This is a genomic window from Marinobacterium sp. LSUCC0821 (genome assembly GCF_012848475.1).
Lineage (GTDB): Bacteria > Pseudomonadota > Gammaproteobacteria > Pseudomonadales > Balneatricaceae > Marinobacterium_E.
The window spans coordinates 418809-433797 of sequence record NZ_CP051666.1; the positions used below are offsets into that span (position 1 = coordinate 418809).

At 47.8% G+C, this 14989-nt stretch carries 11 protein-coding genes; 6 read left to right on the forward strand and 5 right to left on the reverse strand.

What is annotated here, in order from left to right; genetic code table 11:
* Window positions 1–188: 188 nt before the first annotated feature.
* Both HH196_RS02135 and HH196_RS02140 read right to left on the reverse strand, forming a co-directional pair.
* On the reverse strand, window positions 189–767 hold the full coding sequence (locus HH196_RS02135; protein WP_169450449.1) for a gamma-glutamylcyclotransferase: 579 nt from the start codon (window positions 765–767) through the stop codon (window positions 189–191).
* 202 nt (window positions 768–969) lie between these two features.
* Window positions 970–1455, reverse strand: a complete 486-nt coding sequence (locus HH196_RS02140) for a hypothetical protein (protein ID WP_169450450.1) — start codon at window positions 1453–1455, stop codon at window positions 970–972.
* Window positions 1456–1869: 414 nt separating this feature from the next.
* Between HH196_RS02140 and HH196_RS02145 the strand changes: the two genes are divergently transcribed.
* Together HH196_RS02145 and HH196_RS02150 are read left to right on the forward strand one after the other, a co-directional pair.
* Window positions 1870–3588: a long-chain fatty acid--CoA ligase gene (locus tag HH196_RS02145; protein ID WP_169450451.1), complete on the forward strand. Its 1719-nt coding sequence runs from the start codon at window positions 1870–1872 to the stop codon at window positions 3586–3588.
* A 61-nt stretch (window positions 3589–3649) separates the two neighbouring features.
* A complete protein-coding gene (locus HH196_RS02150) occupies window positions 3650–4651 on the forward strand; it encodes an ArsJ-associated glyceraldehyde-3-phosphate dehydrogenase (protein ID WP_169450452.1) in 1002 nt (333 codons plus the stop codon).
* A 132-nt stretch (window positions 4652–4783) separates the two neighbouring features.
* Here HH196_RS02150 and HH196_RS02155 read toward each other — a convergent pair whose 3' ends face one another.
* The 3 genes from HH196_RS02155 to HH196_RS02165 all read right to left on the reverse strand — a co-directional run bounded on the left by HH196_RS02155 (window position 4784) and on the right by HH196_RS02165 (window position 8465).
* Window positions 4784–5101, reverse strand: coding sequence for a hypothetical protein (locus tag HH196_RS02155; RefSeq protein WP_169450453.1), 318 nt, complete (start codon window positions 5099–5101; stop codon window positions 4784–4786).
* A 156-nt stretch (window positions 5102–5257) separates the two neighbouring features.
* Complete coding sequence (locus HH196_RS02160; protein ID WP_169450454.1) at window positions 5258–6115, reverse strand: pseudouridine synthase; 858 nt, start codon at window positions 6113–6115, stop codon at window positions 5258–5260.
* 79 nt (window positions 6116–6194) lie between these two features.
* Window positions 6195–8465 carry an Orn/Lys/Arg decarboxylase N-terminal domain-containing protein gene (locus HH196_RS02165; RefSeq protein ID WP_169450455.1) on the reverse strand — a complete coding sequence of 757 codons (2271 nt, stop codon included), beginning with the start codon at window positions 8463–8465 and terminating at the stop codon, window positions 6195–6197.
* 335 nt (window positions 8466–8800) lie between these two features.
* Between HH196_RS02165 and HH196_RS02170 the strand changes: the two genes are divergently transcribed.
* From HH196_RS02170 to HH196_RS02185, 4 genes are all read left to right on the forward strand, one after another.
* A complete protein-coding gene (locus tag HH196_RS02170) occupies window positions 8801–10207 on the forward strand; it encodes a Wadjet anti-phage system protein JetA family protein (protein WP_169450456.1) in 1407 nt (468 codons plus the stop codon).
* On the forward strand, window positions 10207–10938 hold the full coding sequence (locus HH196_RS02175; protein WP_169450457.1) for a DUF4194 domain-containing protein: 732 nt from the start codon (window positions 10207–10209) through the stop codon (window positions 10936–10938). The genes HH196_RS02170 and HH196_RS02175 overlap by 1 nt, the downstream gene beginning before the upstream one ends.
* Window positions 10925–14338 (forward strand): SbcC/MukB-like Walker B domain-containing protein, encoded by a 3414-nt coding sequence (locus HH196_RS02180; protein WP_169450458.1) that lies wholly within the window; start codon window positions 10925–10927, stop codon window positions 14336–14338. The genes HH196_RS02175 and HH196_RS02180 overlap by 14 nt, the downstream gene beginning before the upstream one ends.
* A 297-nt stretch (window positions 14339–14635) precedes the next feature.
* The gene (locus tag HH196_RS02185) at window positions 14636–14983 is read left to right on the forward strand and encodes a hypothetical protein (protein WP_169450459.1); all 348 of its coding nucleotides are present in this window, start codon (window positions 14636–14638) and stop codon (window positions 14981–14983) included.
* Window positions 14984–14989 lie beyond the last annotated feature (6 nt).

A 14989-nucleotide genomic window follows, 5' to 3' on the forward strand; every position in this document is an offset into this window, starting at 1 on the left:
TTTTGACAGTCGCATTCGAGGCGCTCCCTAAAAAGTCAACAAAAGGGGTAGGGCCCCTTAGCGGGATAATCGTCGTCGACTTTGGTGGCTAGAGCGTTTATGGATTCTGTCGCAGGTACCCGTAGTAATCGCTGTAGATCCCAGTTGGCACCCGGCCGGTTTTTTGTCGGTGTGTATAAGGTAATATTTTAGGCATCCCTCCTTGAATCTAGCTTTTGGAGTAGGACGTGGATAGCATCTACCTGTGGATCTTTTACGTTATGAGCTTTTAGGGCTTCGGCAAGTAGCTCGACATACTCTCGGTTTGTGCCGCTGGGGCCTTCGCTTATGTGGATCTGTTTTGCGATATCAATATCGGAAGCGGGGCCTAGGAAGGCGGGGTTGTTTGGCATGCCGATGTAGGTGACGCCGGGTTTGCGGGTTACGTCCTCAAACTCTAGCTCTTTGATTAGTCTCAGGTAGCCATTTTTTTCGCGATGGTCGAGGTGGTCGAAGACGTCAGCGGTTACTCGGTAAGCGATACCAAAACAGCGTTCAGATGGCTCTTCTATAAGGGTTAAAACCCTGCCTGGCTTATCTGGTGTGCCGCGGTGGTCGTGGCTACCTTGCCAGAAGCGTCTGCTCCATCCGCATAGATAGGCGGGTTTTGATTCGAGATAAGGGAAGTCGACCTTATAGATGAGAGATCCATACCCGAATAGCCAAATCTCATCGAGTGTTTCTATATCGCTACGGTCGCTGTTGATGGCGCGGGTATCTTGGATCATTTCTCTATTTTGGAATAAGTAATCTATCTTTATGAAAAACTAGTTTAAGACATTAGAAAAACTCAGAACACTTGCGGTCGCACTCTATCTTTTTAGGCATATATTTAACTCATAGCTCATGTCCCTTGTGTAACTAGTGCAAAGTTTTAGTTCCGTTCTTTGCACATTCAGACACCTTTTTAGGTGTCTTTTTTTGTTTGAACTATTCTAAAAGCTCTAAAACATCTGTCACGGCAGCGCTTATCTCTGCTGGGGTTTTCTTCTCTTTACTTAAAAGGGTATCAACTGCGCCTGCAAGTTTGGTAATACGCTGTTTCGCTTCGCGATTTGTTTTTGCTGCTTCGAAATCACCTTTAAGTTTTGTTAGAGGAATGTCGCTAGTCTCTAACTCACGGATATCTCCTGAATTGAGCGCTCCCAGAAGTTTATGAAGTTGCCCTCTATTTTTAAGGCCAAGCTCTTTAACGAGCATATTTACTGCTTCCTGTTTTTCACGGCTTTTGCCTTTCGATTTATCACTTTTCTCATGTTTCGATTTGGAGTCGTGTTCGTCTCGATCTTTTTGAGAAGATCTTTCACTCGGTGATTCCGACTTGTCGTTTTTAGCGAATGCCGAATGATGCATTATCGGGCTTAGGGATAGGGGAATCGCCAATAGGAGTGGGGTGAATCGTTTTAATTGCTTCATAGCCTTACCTCATCTGGTTTCTATGAAGTGTAGTTAGAATTCTGAAATTTGCGCCCAAAAACAAAAAGGCCAGCATTCGCTGACCTTTCCCTCATAAGACCTTTCGGTCAATGTTGCAGATTAACCTGCAATTAGCGTACCCAAGAAGATGATCGCTGGTGAGATTGCGGCTAGTAGAAAAACTACGTCCAATGCCCATACTGCAACCGATGTGTGATCTTGTGAAATAGCAGCCATTTTTGTGCTCCTTCTGTTTGTTTGGATGAGTTTAGATTAGCACTATCTAATATTGTTTCATTGATCTCTATCAACAGATTGTTCGTAGAGGAAAATTGATGCAGCTTTTCTCGTTTTATGGGTTTTGGTGTATTGTTTCGCATAACAATAATTTTGCTAAAAAATAGAAGAATAACGATGAACCTAGTTAAACGTTTCTTTGATCAAGCTGATCGATTTGGTGATAAAACATTCCTTGGTGCTAAAGGGAAAGATGGCTGGTACACCCATAGCTGGAAAGAGACTGCAGATGCTGTATCAACATTGGCTGATCTTCTGCAAGCACACGGAGTAGGTAAGGGAGATCGTGTCCTTCTTCTCTCGGAAAACCGTCCAGAGTGGGCAATTTCAGATCTAGCTATTATGGCAATAGGTGCCTACGCAGTACCTGCATATACCACGCACAATGTGGATGACCTTCGCCATATTCTTGCTTTAACCGAGCCTAAGTTTGCTATCGTCTCAAGCCAGGCGCTTGCTGACCGTGTCTTGGAAGCTAACGTCTCGGAAGAGACGGTCGATAACATGATCGTGCTAGAGGCAGGCTCCCACGAAAAACCGGATTGGCATACCAAGCAAGTTGCTTGGCCAACGACTGTTGAGAACGCAGTGCGCCCCGATATCAGCCATATAGATAAAGATGATGTCTGCTGTTTGATCTTTACTTCTGGCACCGGTGGTCAACCGAAAGCAGCTATGCTGACGCACGCCAACGTGATTCATAACGTCGATTCAGCCAAAGAGATTCTTGATGTTATTCCAGTGGATGAGAACGATCGTTTCTTATCCTTCCTACCCCTAGCGCACGCCTACGAGCACATGGCTGGTTTCCATATGCCGATTACTCAGGGTGCCGAGATCTTTTACTGTGAGTCGACAGACAAGCTTGCCCAGTACCTTGGGGAAGTTTCTCCCACCATGGCAACGGCAGTTCCGCGTCTCTATGACATGCTCTACGCCAAAATTAAGTCGGGTGTAGATCGCTCTAGCGGCGCTAAAAAGTACCTCTTCAACAAGGCGCTATCGATTGGTATCAAACGCATCAATGAAGAGCCTTTAACAGTATTCGAAACCCTAATTGATCCGCTGCTGACTAAGCTGGTGCGTAAAAAGCTACTGCAGCGTTTTGGTGGCAAGATTAAGTATTTTATCTCTGGTGGTGCACCACTTGACCCTGAGATCGGTAACTTCTTCACGGCACTGGGTGTCGGCATTATTCAGGGGTACGGCCAGACAGAGGCCTCGCCACTAATTTCAGTGAACCATCCAAACAAGATTAAGATGTCCACCGTGGGTGCGGCTATGAGCCAGGTGGATTTTAAGATCTCTGAACAGGGTGAGCTTCTTATTAAAGGCCCTAACGTCATGAAGGGTTACTGGCGCAACGAGTCAGCCACTGCTATGACGATTATCGATGGCTGGTTGCATACCGGTGATTTGGCAACAGTGGATGAAGACAACTACATCTCTATCGTAGGTCGTTGTAAGGATCTAATCGTTACCTCGGGTGGTGATAACGTAGCCCCTGCCAAAATTGAGAGCAAACTAGCTCTGGAAGAGGAGATCGACCAGGCGGTTGTCTTTGGTGATGTTCATCCTTGGTTGGGTGCGGTGATAGTGCCTAGCCCAGAGTTTGCAGCAACCGTTAAAAGCTCAGAAGAGCTTGAGAAGAAGATCTCAGCTGTTGTGAAACGTGTCAGCCAAGAACTTAACTCGGTAGAGCGTATTCGAAAATTCATTATCCGAGATGAACTTTTCACGATTGATAATGGTTACGTCACTCCAACTCAGAAGATTAAGCGTGCCAAGGTTATTGAAGATTTAGCTGAAGAGATTGATGCGTTGTATGGGCGTTGATACAAAACTGTCACATTTATCTGTAACAATATCGTCATCAAATCTTTATCTGGAGTGAGCGATGGCTCTGCGAATTGGCATTAATGGCTTTGGCCGAATGGGGCGTTTAACGGCGCGTGTGCTTTTTGAAAATCCCGCTGTGGAAATTGTTCACATAAACGACCCTGCTGGAGATGTTACTACTCTGGCTCATCTACTCAATTTCGACTCTGTGCATGGTCGCTGGAGTCGCGAAGCGATTGTTGAATCAGGTGCGATGGTCGTTGGTGGGCGTGCTATTTCTGTGTCTGCCAACAAAACTATTGAAGAGACTGACTGGAGCGGTTGCGACTTGGTGGTTGAAGCTTCAGGTAAGTTTAAAACCAAAGAGAAGTTGCAGGCATACCTTGATCAGGGTGTTAAGCGTGTAGTTGTTACAGCTCCCGTTAAACAGGAGGGGGTGTTAGATACGGTGATGGGTGTAAACGATCACCTCTTTGATCCTTTAAAACACCCGATAGTTACGGCAGCTTCTTGTACTACAAACTGTCTTGCGCCTGCGGTAAAAGTGATTCACGAGAACCTAGGCATTAAGCACGGTTCCATGACCACGATTCACGATATTACCAACACCCAGACGATTCTTGATGCCCCGCATAAAGACCTGCGCCGCGCACGTGCCTGTGGCATGAGTTTGATTCCTACCACTACCGGCTCTGCAACAGCCATTACCCACATCTTCCCAGAGCTTAAAGGTAAGTTGAATGGCCATGCTATTCGTGTGCCACTCGCCAATGCGTCGATTACAGATTGTGTGTTTGAAGTTTCTCGTCCTACTTCGGAGGAGGAGGTGAATAACCTTCTTAAAGCTGCTGCAGAAGGGGAGTTGAAAGGTATTCTCGGTTTTGAAGAGCGACCATTGGTCTCAATCGATTACAAGACCGACCCGCGTTCAAGTATCGTTGATGCGCTATCTACAATGGTAGTGAATGATACCCAGGTTAAGTTGTACTTGTGGTACGACAATGAGTGGGGATATGCGAATCGAACAGCGGAACTCGCTTTGAAGGTCGGATTGGCTTAGGGCTTTTGTAGGAACCTTCCCGAAGAGACGGTGAAAAGGTCGGCGCCCCTATGGGGAGCCTCCTACAGAGTGCCAGTTAAGGCCATGGATGGCCTGTATTCAGTAATTGCGGGAGCACATTACTGTCGCCACTTATTCCCAAACCTCACGAATAGGCTCGCCAAAGTCGTCGTAGATAATTTTACGTTGCGGCTTGCGAGCCTTTTTAAGCAACTTTGGATGCTCTTTCGCTAAGCGGCGAGCATCGATATCTTTTAGCACATCACTTACCGGTGTTCGCTCTTCACGTGGTTTCCCATCGTTGAACACAGGGCGAATTAAACCGCCATTAGGCACACCGCTTTGGCCACGCGGAATCTGCGTTACCTCACCACCAGACAATAAAAAGTCCTGAACCTCTTTCTGAAGCTCTGCACGAATTTCGGCTTTAGTCTTTTTATTGAACATCATAGGGTTGGGCGAAAAGTTTTAGCCTAAAAGTTAGCGAACTGCTTATTGTAAGGGTTTGTAGGGTGGTTTGCGATATACGCTAAATTCTTTATTGAATATTCAAGAGCAAATACCCAGCTTAAAGCGGAATATTAGCTTTTAAAATAACGTCTTAGATTAAGAAGCCAAAAGCTCTGCATTTGCATGCTCTTTTAGGAACGCATCCGAAAGCTCAAAAGTTACCACGCGCTTTTGGATAGGGCAGGTAAATGCTAGTTGCAAGGCATAGAGCTGCATGCCGGTGGTGTTTTTGTTGTCGCTTCCGTATTTAGGATCGCCCATAACTGGGTGGCCGATCATATTTAGGTGGCGACGAATCTGGTGGGTGCGGCCTGTTAGGATCTCTACGTGAAGGTCTGATATATCATTCGCTTCATCATAGGCTACACGCTCGAATAGGGTGTGCGCGGTCTTATCATCCAGTTTACGAGTGACTTCGCCTTTAAGTGGAGCCTCACCACGCACAAGAGCGCGGTAGAACTTCTTTACCTTACGAAGCTGAAACTCACGGGATATTGCTGCTGCAACGCCTTGGCGGTGTGCAATCACCATAAGGCCTGCTGTTTCACGGTCTAAACGGTGAATTAGAAAGCCGCTACGTTTTGGCTGAAGGGTCAGTTCAGCAATGCGCATTAGCGCTAAATGGTCGCACCAGTCGTTACCTTGCGCGATGATCCCCTCTGGTTTAAACCAGACAGAGTAACCTTGCGCATCATGCAGGCAGACGGGTGTTTTTGCTTTGCGTGCTAGTAGATTCTCATTATAGAAGAGCTCAATACGATCGCCTTTTAATAGCTCCTCTTTGGCGCGACGCAGGCGCTTGCGAGGTTTATTATGGCGGGTCAGCCAAACAGCACCCTTAGTCAGAGCATCTTTAATCTTTTGCTTGGAGATGCCTGTCTTATCAGCAAGGTAGTCGGTAACAACCACTCCCGCTTCATCATCTTTAAGGGTTTTGTTTAGTTCGTAAATCATTAAATGCTCTTATGAATCTTGCGAATATATGTTGCCTAACTGCAGAAAAACTAACGGCCCCGAAGGGCCGTTTTGAAGGTTAGGCTGGTTCTTTCACACAATCGATGAAGTATTCATCCTTGCCATCGATATGCTCACGCACCAGGCCGTGACAGTCCGTCTCAAATCCTGGGAAGGCTGCGTTGAACTCACGAACAAACTTCAGGTAATCCACAATCGTATCGTTGAAACGCTCGCCAGGAATCAATAGCGGAATACCTGGTGGGTAAGGCGTTACAAGCATCGCTGTGGTGCGGCCCTGTAGCTCATCAATCGATACGCGTTCAACTTCGCGGTGAGCCATCTTCGACCAAGCATCCGCTGGAAGCATTGATGGCTCGATCTTCGATAGGTACATCTCTGTCGTGATCTTAGCAACGTTGAACTTGCGGTAGATGTCGTGCAGCTGATGACATAGGTCACGCAAACCAACGCGCTGGTATTGTGGATGTTTCGCCACAAACTCTGGCATTACACGCCACAACGGCAGGTTGTTGTCGAAGTCATCTTTGAACTGTTGCAGTTCGGTAACCATCGAGTTCCAACGGCCCTTAGTGATACCGATGGTGAACATGATGAAGAACGAGTAGAGACCAGTCTTCTCGATGATGATGCCGTGCTCAGCGAGGTATTTGCTAACAATCGCCGCTGGAATGCCGTGCTCATCAAACTCACCATGAATGTTTAGTCCCGGTGTAATGATAGTCGCTTTGATTGGGTCGAGCATGTTGAAGCCCGATTCGATTTCACCAAAGCCGTGCCAAGTATCATCTTCGTGGATGACCCAAGCATCACGATCACCAAGACCTTCGGCATCCCACTTCTGTGGCCCCCAAACTTTGAACCACCAGTCGTTATCACCAAACTCTTTCTCAACTTTCACCATCGCGCGGCGGAAGTCGATTGCTTCGTAAAGTGACTCCTCAACCAATGCGGTACCACCCGGTGGTTCCATCATCGCTGCAGCAACGTCACAAGAGGCGATAATCGCGTACTGTGGGCTGGTTGATGAGTGCATAAGGTATGACTCGTTGAAACGGTAGGTATCCAGCTTACGGTTCTTAGCATCCTGTACAAGAATCTGAGACGCCTGCGAAAGACCTGCAAGTAGCTTGTGAGTCGATTGGGTCGCAAATACTAAGGTGTCTTCCGAGCGTGGACGTGGTTCGGTACCGCCAATCGCGTGCATGTGGTTATAGAAGCTGTGGAACGCAGCGTGTGGCAACCAAGCTTCGTCAAAGTGGAGGGTATCGATATTGTCGCCGAGCATCGATTTGATGGTCTCGACGTTGTAAAGGATACCGTCGTAGGTCGACTGAGTAATGGTCAGTACGCGCGGTTTTTTATTAGCCGCATTGCGTGCAAATGGGTGCTCTTCGATCTTGCGGCGAATGGTCTCAGGGTCGAATTCACTCTTAGGAATAGGGCCGATGATGCCGTAGTGGTTGCGTGTCGGCATCAAGAATACCGGAATCGCACCACACATGATGATCGAGTGGAGAATCGATTTGTGACAGTTACGATCCACAACCACGATATCGCCAGGCGCAACGGTAGAGTGCCAAACAACCTTGTTGGATGTTGATGTACCGTTGGTTACGAAGAATAGGTGGTCTGCGCCAAAGATGCGTGCTGCACTCTGCTCTGAATCAGATACTGGGCCGGTATGGTCTAGCAGCTGGCCAAGCTCTTCTACTGCGTTACATACGTCCGCACGGAGCATGTTTTCGCCAAAGAACTGGTGGAACATCTGACCCACTGGGCTCTTTAGGAAGGCTACGCCACCCGAATGACCAGGGCAGTGCCAAGAGTATGATGAGTCGCTTGCATAGCCCATCAGTGCATTAAAGAACGGAGGTGCCAGTGATTCTAGGTATTTCTTAGCTTCACGAATAATGTGGCGTGCTACGAACTCGGCAGTATCTTCAAACATGTGAATGAAGCCGTGCAATTCGCGCAGAATGTCGTTCGTTACGTGGCGTGAGGTACGTGTCTCACCGTAAAGGAAGATTGGAATTTCGGCATTACGCTTACGCACTTCGTGAATGAAGTCGCGAATGTTGTTGAGTACCGCATCAGAGAGGTCCTCTGATTCGCCTGAATCGAACTCTTCATCATCGACAGAGATGATGAAACACGAAGCACGGCTCGCCTGCTGTGCAAACGCAGTGAGGTCGCCGTAGCTTGTTAAACCCACAACTTCAGAGCCCTCTTTCTCAATCGCAGCTGCGAGGTCGCGGATACCGGAACCAGAGATGTTTTCTGAACGGAAATCTTCGTCAATGATGACGACAGGAAAACGAAATTTCATCCACTATGCCTATCTGTGTGGTGAAACCAATCCGCCTTGGTGAGTAGGGCTCAGCCTTGCGGTGCCAATTTGCAATCTAAGATTGCTTAAAAGGTCGATTTTAACAGGGTTGTACCCTAGGTAAAGCGATAGATTTGTTACAAATCAAAATTGCTAGAAATTAATAGCGTTAAGCTAAATCCTTTATTGGAAACTAGGTGTATTCTCGAGTTCTGTAAGACTTCGACTAACGAGTCAGAAAACGGTCCTATACAGGCCTCGTTTTTTTGTTAGAATCGTTTGCTTGTATTGATGTGATACTCGGCAACGAGTGTTCTTGTAACGGTGGAAATTGAGTGCTTTTTAACAAGCTTCCAGACGATATCTTCGCCCCTCTCTCAGGGCAGAATAGACAGGTGTACCAAACGGTTCTTCTTGAACTGTCTGACCTGTTCTTTGATGAAGATCTTATCGACCCGTTTATTCCTAAAGATTTAGTCCGCTCCCAAATCGAAAATGCCGTCGTCAGAATGGGCGTGCGTCGTTGGGTTGCCGAATCGGATGACGAGTCAGAAACAGAACTCCCAACCTCAAGCGCTGATTACACCAACCGAATCTACCGTCGACTAGTTTCGACTGGTTGGCTGGAAGAGGAGCAGAAGATCTATCGCACCTATGTGCTTCTGCAGCCATCGGTTAGTTATCTGCTGCGTAACCTTGTCTCGATAGCGCGCTTCGAAAAACGTAGCTACGGTGGCACGGTATTGAATGTGCTTTCGTCACTTGAGTCGGCACTAAACGATCCAGTAGGGCGTGGTATTACACTTGCAGAAGCGGCAGATACTGCCTCTGAATTTAGTGCACACCTAACCGACATGTTGCTTGGTCTTCGTGAGTTGAAGATTACTCTTTCGGAGAGTCATAACCCACAAGAGATTGTGCGTGGCTTCTTTGAGAGATTCGTAGAGCATATTCTAGTTTCTGACTATAAGACATTGAAAACAAAGAACAACCCGTTCCGTTTTCGTCGTCAGATTCTATCGCTACTACGAGACTTGCAGTTCGATACTCTTAAGGTTGAACTGCTTACCAAACACTACCAGATGCAGTATGAGATTGAGTCAGAGTCCGCTGAGGCGATGGTCTTTGCCCATATCAATCGCATTATTCGTATTTTTGAATCTGTCGATCAGCGCCTCGCGATAATCGATGATTTCCGTTACCAGCTTGAGAAGCGTGTAGCTGATACAGTGCGTTACATGGATAAGACGACGCCAGGTATGGCTGCTCGTCTGTCACGTGTTATCAGCAAGCTTTCTGAGAAAGATGGACGCGAGATTCCAGCGGTTCGTTCGCTTGAGCAGTATGGTTTCATCTCACCATCCTCGATCCGCTCACCAATTAAGCGCCGTGTAGAAACAGCACCGCGTGTTATTACGCAGCAGCAGATCGACCCGAAAGTGCTTCATATGCGCCAACTCTTTAAAGAGTGGAAAGCGCGTCGTGAAGTTAAAGTAGATCGTATCGATGAGTACCTCGAACGCCACTTTATGGATGGCCAGAAGTCCGTAGCGGCAGCCGAATTTAAGATCGATTCAATTGAAGATTACATCTGTTTCAGCTATGTGCGACACCTCAACTCATTGGGGAAAAAAGCGCGTAAGACAGCTGACCGATACCAGATAGAGTTTGACGAAGCTTACGTGTGCGTTGCCGATATGGTGGAGTGCCGTGGTTTTACTATTCACAGGAATAAAGCCTGATGCTTGGTGATTTACAAAAAGCGCTAGAGCGCAACGAGAAAACAACAGAGTACGACTTCGTGCGTGCTGCTAACTCGCTACTGACTAACCAGTTCCTGTATGCGGACCGTCCCGCGCAGCGCGACAACTATTTTTTGATTGCGCAGAACATGAGCTACTTCCGCAATCTCTTCTCTGCAATTGGCTGGTCTGTGGTCTACCAACCGGATGAAGCCTACCTTGGCATTGTGCCGCAGGGTGAAGAGCGTGTGATGCGTCTGAAGTTGGATGAGTCACTGCTGCTTCTCTGTTTGCGTCAGATGTACGAGCAGAAACTTGAGAACTTTGAGGTTGAAGGTGGCAAGGCGTACATCACTTCCGATGAGATGCTAAGTACCTATCAGAGCTTGACCGGCAAAGAGATTCCGAACGAGACTCGCCTGAAAGAGATTCTTGCTCTGTTTGCCCGCCATGGTGTTATTGAGCGTGGTAAGGCTGACGAGACCGATCCTAAAAATATCCCTCTGGGGATCTACCCAACCATCCGTCAGGTGGTGGTAGAAGATTACATCCGTCAGCTTGAAGCACTTTGCGATATGGAAGGTGGTTCTGACGACAGTAATTTGGAAGATGTTTCAGATGAGTCAGAAACTGCTGCTGAGAGCACATCGAAAGCTGCAGAAGAGAGCGCTGACGAAGAAGAGATTAAACACGAGAGCGATGTAGAGGAGGGTAGCGATGAAACAGCTTAATCGCATCGTTCTAGTTAACTGGTATGTACTGGGTGCAATGGAGATCCCTATTAAGGGTAACGTTGCCATCGTTGGACCTAACGGTTCTGGTAAGTCGTCACTGCTGGATGCGATACAAACGGTATTGATGGGTGGCCATAAGCGCCACCTAAGCTTCAACGCATCAGCCGGTGAGAAGTCAGAGCGTTCGCTGCGTACCTACTGTCTGGGTGCTTTGGATGATATGGGTAAAGCATCTAACGTTCGTGAAGACTCGTTAACCTATTTGGCACTAAGCTTCTTCGATACTGAGACTGCTCAAGAGAGCTGTGTGGGTATTGCGATTAACGCATCTACCGCTAGCCCAGATGAAGATATTCTAGGTCGCTTTATTCTGCCTAACTTCTCAGTCTCGCTAGATGACTTCAGTGTGAAGCAGGGCGGTGGTCGTATGCCACGTCCTTGGGCGGAGGTGCGTGAAAATCTGATGAAGCAGTGCCCAGATATGCTGCTCGAGAAGCGCGCTAGTCGTTTTGTTCGTGAGTTGGTAACACACCTAAGTCACGATCCACAGATGCCAAATGACGATGATAAATTCGTTAAAAACTTCAAAAACGCACTGAAGTTCGTCCCTATCGATAGTCCAACTCGTTTTGTGCGTGAGTTCGTGCTCGATGAGAACGTCGTGCATGTGGGTGCCTTCCGTAAGTCGCTGGACGAATACCGCGCTATGGAAGAGAAGACACGTGACGTTGCCAACCGTATCGATGAGCTGGTTAAGGTTCAGGAGCTCTGCTCAGGTATTAGCCGAAACATCAAGAATGCGGTTGAGTATGAGTGGGTTGTTCATGAAAGCCGTTTCGAGAGTGCTGACCTTCGTAAAGAGGAGGCTGAAGAGCGTATCGAGAAGTGGCAGGAGCAGGAAACAGAAGTTGAGAAAGAGCTGGCAACAGCGGGCCAAGATCTCAACACAGTCATGCAAGATCTTGCCAATGCCCGAGCTGCACTCAACAACACTGACTCTGCACACCAGATTAATGCCCTTGAGTCATCGATCCGTGCCGGCCAGCATGAGCTGAGTGTCGTGCAGGAGCGTATTCATAAAGCCTACTCATTGATGCGTACAGCGGTTGGTTTTAACCAGCAGCGTGATCTGCTTCCAGAAGAGTTTGTAACCTTGGTCGATCAGGCTGTTGAGATCTGGCGTTCGGGTGAGAACCTGATGGCCGATGTATGGCCAACCGATCCTGTGAGTGTTGATAACACTATGGATGCGATGCGTAAGTCGATTGAGAACGTGCGTCGTAAAGTTTCGCGTCGTTACGAAGACTCTGTAATTCGTATCGCTGAACTGCGTTCGCAAATTCAGAACCAGAAATCAGCCGTTGAACAGCTTCAACAGGGTCGTGCGCCAGTGCGCCGTAACACCGCTGATCTGATGGAGCTACTTAACGAATATGGTATCGAATCGACCCCGATTTGTGAGTTGGTCGATATTACCGATGATAAGTGGCGTATTGCGATTGAGTCCTTCCTAGGCGCTCGTCGTGAAGCTCTTATTGTGGATCCTGATCGCGTTAAAGAGGCGATCACCCTTTACCGTCGTAAAGGTCGCCACCTTAAAGGTTGTCGAATCATCAACACCACTAAATCTGATGAGTGGTTGAACCGTGCTAAGTCAAACACGCTGGCGCAGTTTATCGAGACCGATAATGACCACGCTCTTGCTTACATGAATCGCGCCCTTGGTGGTGTGATGGCGGTAGAGACAGAAGCGGAGCTGCTAAAACATGAGCGAGCTCTGACCTACGACTGTATGTTGCAGACTGAGGGCTCTACTACTGCTATCAATGAGATGACTCCGATCATGGGTATTCGTCGTCGCGGTGATCAGCTTGCACTCCAGGGTAAGCAGGTAGACCAGTTGGTGAATGAGTTTACACTGCTTGGTCGTCAGCACGAGTCGCTAGAGAAGCTGCGAGATGCGCTTATCAGCCTTGATGGTGGGCTTAACCAAGTGAACGAGAAGGTGTTCGATCTGAGTGAGCAGCGTAAGAAGTTGACCCACCAGGTTGAGGGCTATCAGCAGACCATTATCGATCTGCGTAACCAGGATGATACCGGTCTTCAGCAGCGTATTACCGATCTAGTCGCTAAACAGAAAGAGACTGAACAGAACCAATCGGCACTGATGGATAAACTCCAGAAAGCGCGTACTGGTTTGATTCGTGATACTGCAGCGCTTGAAGTACTTGATAGCGATCTGACTGAGCATGCTGAAGCACGTGCGGCTTGTGAAGCTAAAGCGGACTTTGATGCGCAGTCAGCGCAAGAGAAGCGAGACTACCTTGATGAGAGCTGTGATGGTGAGCTAGAGCGCATCATCTTTGAAGCGGCTAAGAAAGCCCAGTCTGAGCTTTCACTTCATGAGAAGAAGAAAAATGGTGTGCGTGATGCCGTTGCGCAGTACAAAGCGCGTCACCACGGTGGCGGCTTGAGCCATCAGGGTCTCGATAAGATAGGCCCAGACTCTTCACATGAAGATCTTGAGCAGTATGTTAACGATACGGTTGAAGCGCTTCGCGAATCTGAGCTGGCGCAGTACACCGAAAAAGCAGAGCGTGCCCGTCTTGAAGCTGAGTCGGCATTCCGTTCAGACTTTGTTGCGCACTTGAATGATCAGATCAATAAGATCCGAGACATGATCCGCGAGTTGAATGCTCACTTGAAGAACCGTCCTTTCCACAAAGAGATGTACAGCTTCGAGATGATGCCAAACCCAGAGTTGAAAGAGATTCTGGAGTTGGTGGAAGCATACACACGCCTAGACTCTGCAAACGTTGGCTCACTCTTTGATATGAAGTTTGATACCAATAGCGAGCACAAAGGTGCCCTAGAGCGTATCCATGAAGTATTGAAGGATGAGGGTGAGAGCAGTCTTCTGCAGGACTACCGAAACTTCTACAACTTCGAGTTGGTGGTGAAAGATCTCGACGGCAACCGCAAGACAACCCTAAGTCAGCGTATCAAGACAGGTTCAGGTGGTGAGCACCAGGTACCTTTCTACGTTGCGATGGCAGCAGCTCTTGGTGCTACCTACCGCCTGAAAGAGGGAGGTGATGGTAAACCTGTGGGTGGCTTCAGCCTATCGGTATTCGACGAAGCGTTTAACAAACTCGACTCGGAAAACACCGTAACCTCTCTCGGCTTTATGAGCGATCTTGGTCTTCAAACGATCATCGCTGCACCAGATGAGAAGTACTCACTGCTTAGTACCTGTATGGATACCATCATCAACGTCTGTCGTGATGGCCGCGTGGTCGATGTCGATGTCGAGTTCCCGACGGATCTAGGTAAAGCGCTGCTTGCTTCAGACCATCCTTACAAAGTGATGGCAGAGGAAGAAGAGGCGGAGATTTAATCGATCATCGCGTCGCTCTGCGAGCTAGCTCCTACAGAAGATTTCTCCTGTAGGGGCTAGTTTTAACCTCTCTGTAGGAGCTAGCCTGAAAGGCGAAGCGACAAACCATTACCTCTCGTAGGAGCTAGCCCAAAGGGCAAAGCGAAAACCCAAATCGCGTCGCTCTTCGAGCTTGCTCCTGTAATTATTTCCAACCAAGCCTCCCCAAATCCTGTTTATTTCTCATAATTTGATTTTTTGCACCTGCGTTAAGCTTAGTTATATGTTTATAATCAAACCTTAAATTGAGGATTTGAAATGAAATTGCTTAACCGCTCGGGTATCTCTATTCGTCCTAAGCAGCCGTTCTATGAATGGTTGCAGGCCAATTTTAATGAAGAGCTACCCACCTTCGAAGAGCTTTGCTCTGAAGGTAACATCTACCTTTTTGATGAGGTTGAGTCGGAAGAGGATTTCTCCAGCGCACTCGATCAGCACTGGGCTGCCATACTTGAGAATGAGTTGGGTGCTTGGGATGAATTTGGTGATTGCTGGCCAGAGCTAACGCGGGCAACTTTTGATAGTTGGCTAGCCGTTGATCTTCAGTTAATGAGTTTCGATTTAAGCAAGCAGTCTTTAATGCGCGCTGACTTGGATATTGGTTAAAGTGTA

Bases quoted from the DNA above. Each gene is read 5' to 3' on its own strand.
- HH196_RS02135 (WP_169450449.1), bottom strand. From the start codon at position 767: ATGATCCAAGATACCCGCGCCATCAACAGCGACCGTAGCGATATAGAA.
- HH196_RS02140 (WP_169450450.1), bottom strand. From the start codon at position 1,455: ATGAAGCAATTAAAACGATTCACCCCACTCCTATTGGCGATTCCCCTA.
- HH196_RS02145 (WP_169450451.1), top strand. From the start codon at position 1,870: ATGAACCTAGTTAAACGTTTCTTTGATCAAGCTGATCGATTTGGTGAT.
- HH196_RS02150 (WP_169450452.1), top strand. From the start codon at position 3,650: ATGGCTCTGCGAATTGGCATTAATGGCTTTGGCCGAATGGGGCGTTTA.
- HH196_RS02155 (WP_169450453.1), bottom strand. From the start codon at position 5,101: ATGATGTTCAATAAAAAGACTAAAGCCGAAATTCGTGCAGAGCTTCAG.
- HH196_RS02160 (WP_169450454.1), bottom strand. From the start codon at position 6,115: ATGATTTACGAACTAAACAAAACCCTTAAAGATGATGAAGCGGGAGTG.
- HH196_RS02165 (WP_169450455.1), bottom strand. From the start codon at position 8,465: ATGAAATTTCGTTTTCCTGTCGTCATCATTGACGAAGATTTCCGTTCA.
- HH196_RS02175 (WP_169450457.1), top strand. From the start codon at position 10,207: ATGCTTGGTGATTTACAAAAAGCGCTAGAGCGCAACGAGAAAACAACA.
- HH196_RS02180 (WP_169450458.1), top strand. From the start codon at position 10,925: ATGAAACAGCTTAATCGCATCGTTCTAGTTAACTGGTATGTACTGGGT.
- HH196_RS02185 (WP_169450459.1), top strand. From the start codon at position 14,636: ATGAAATTGCTTAACCGCTCGGGTATCTCTATTCGTCCTAAGCAGCCG.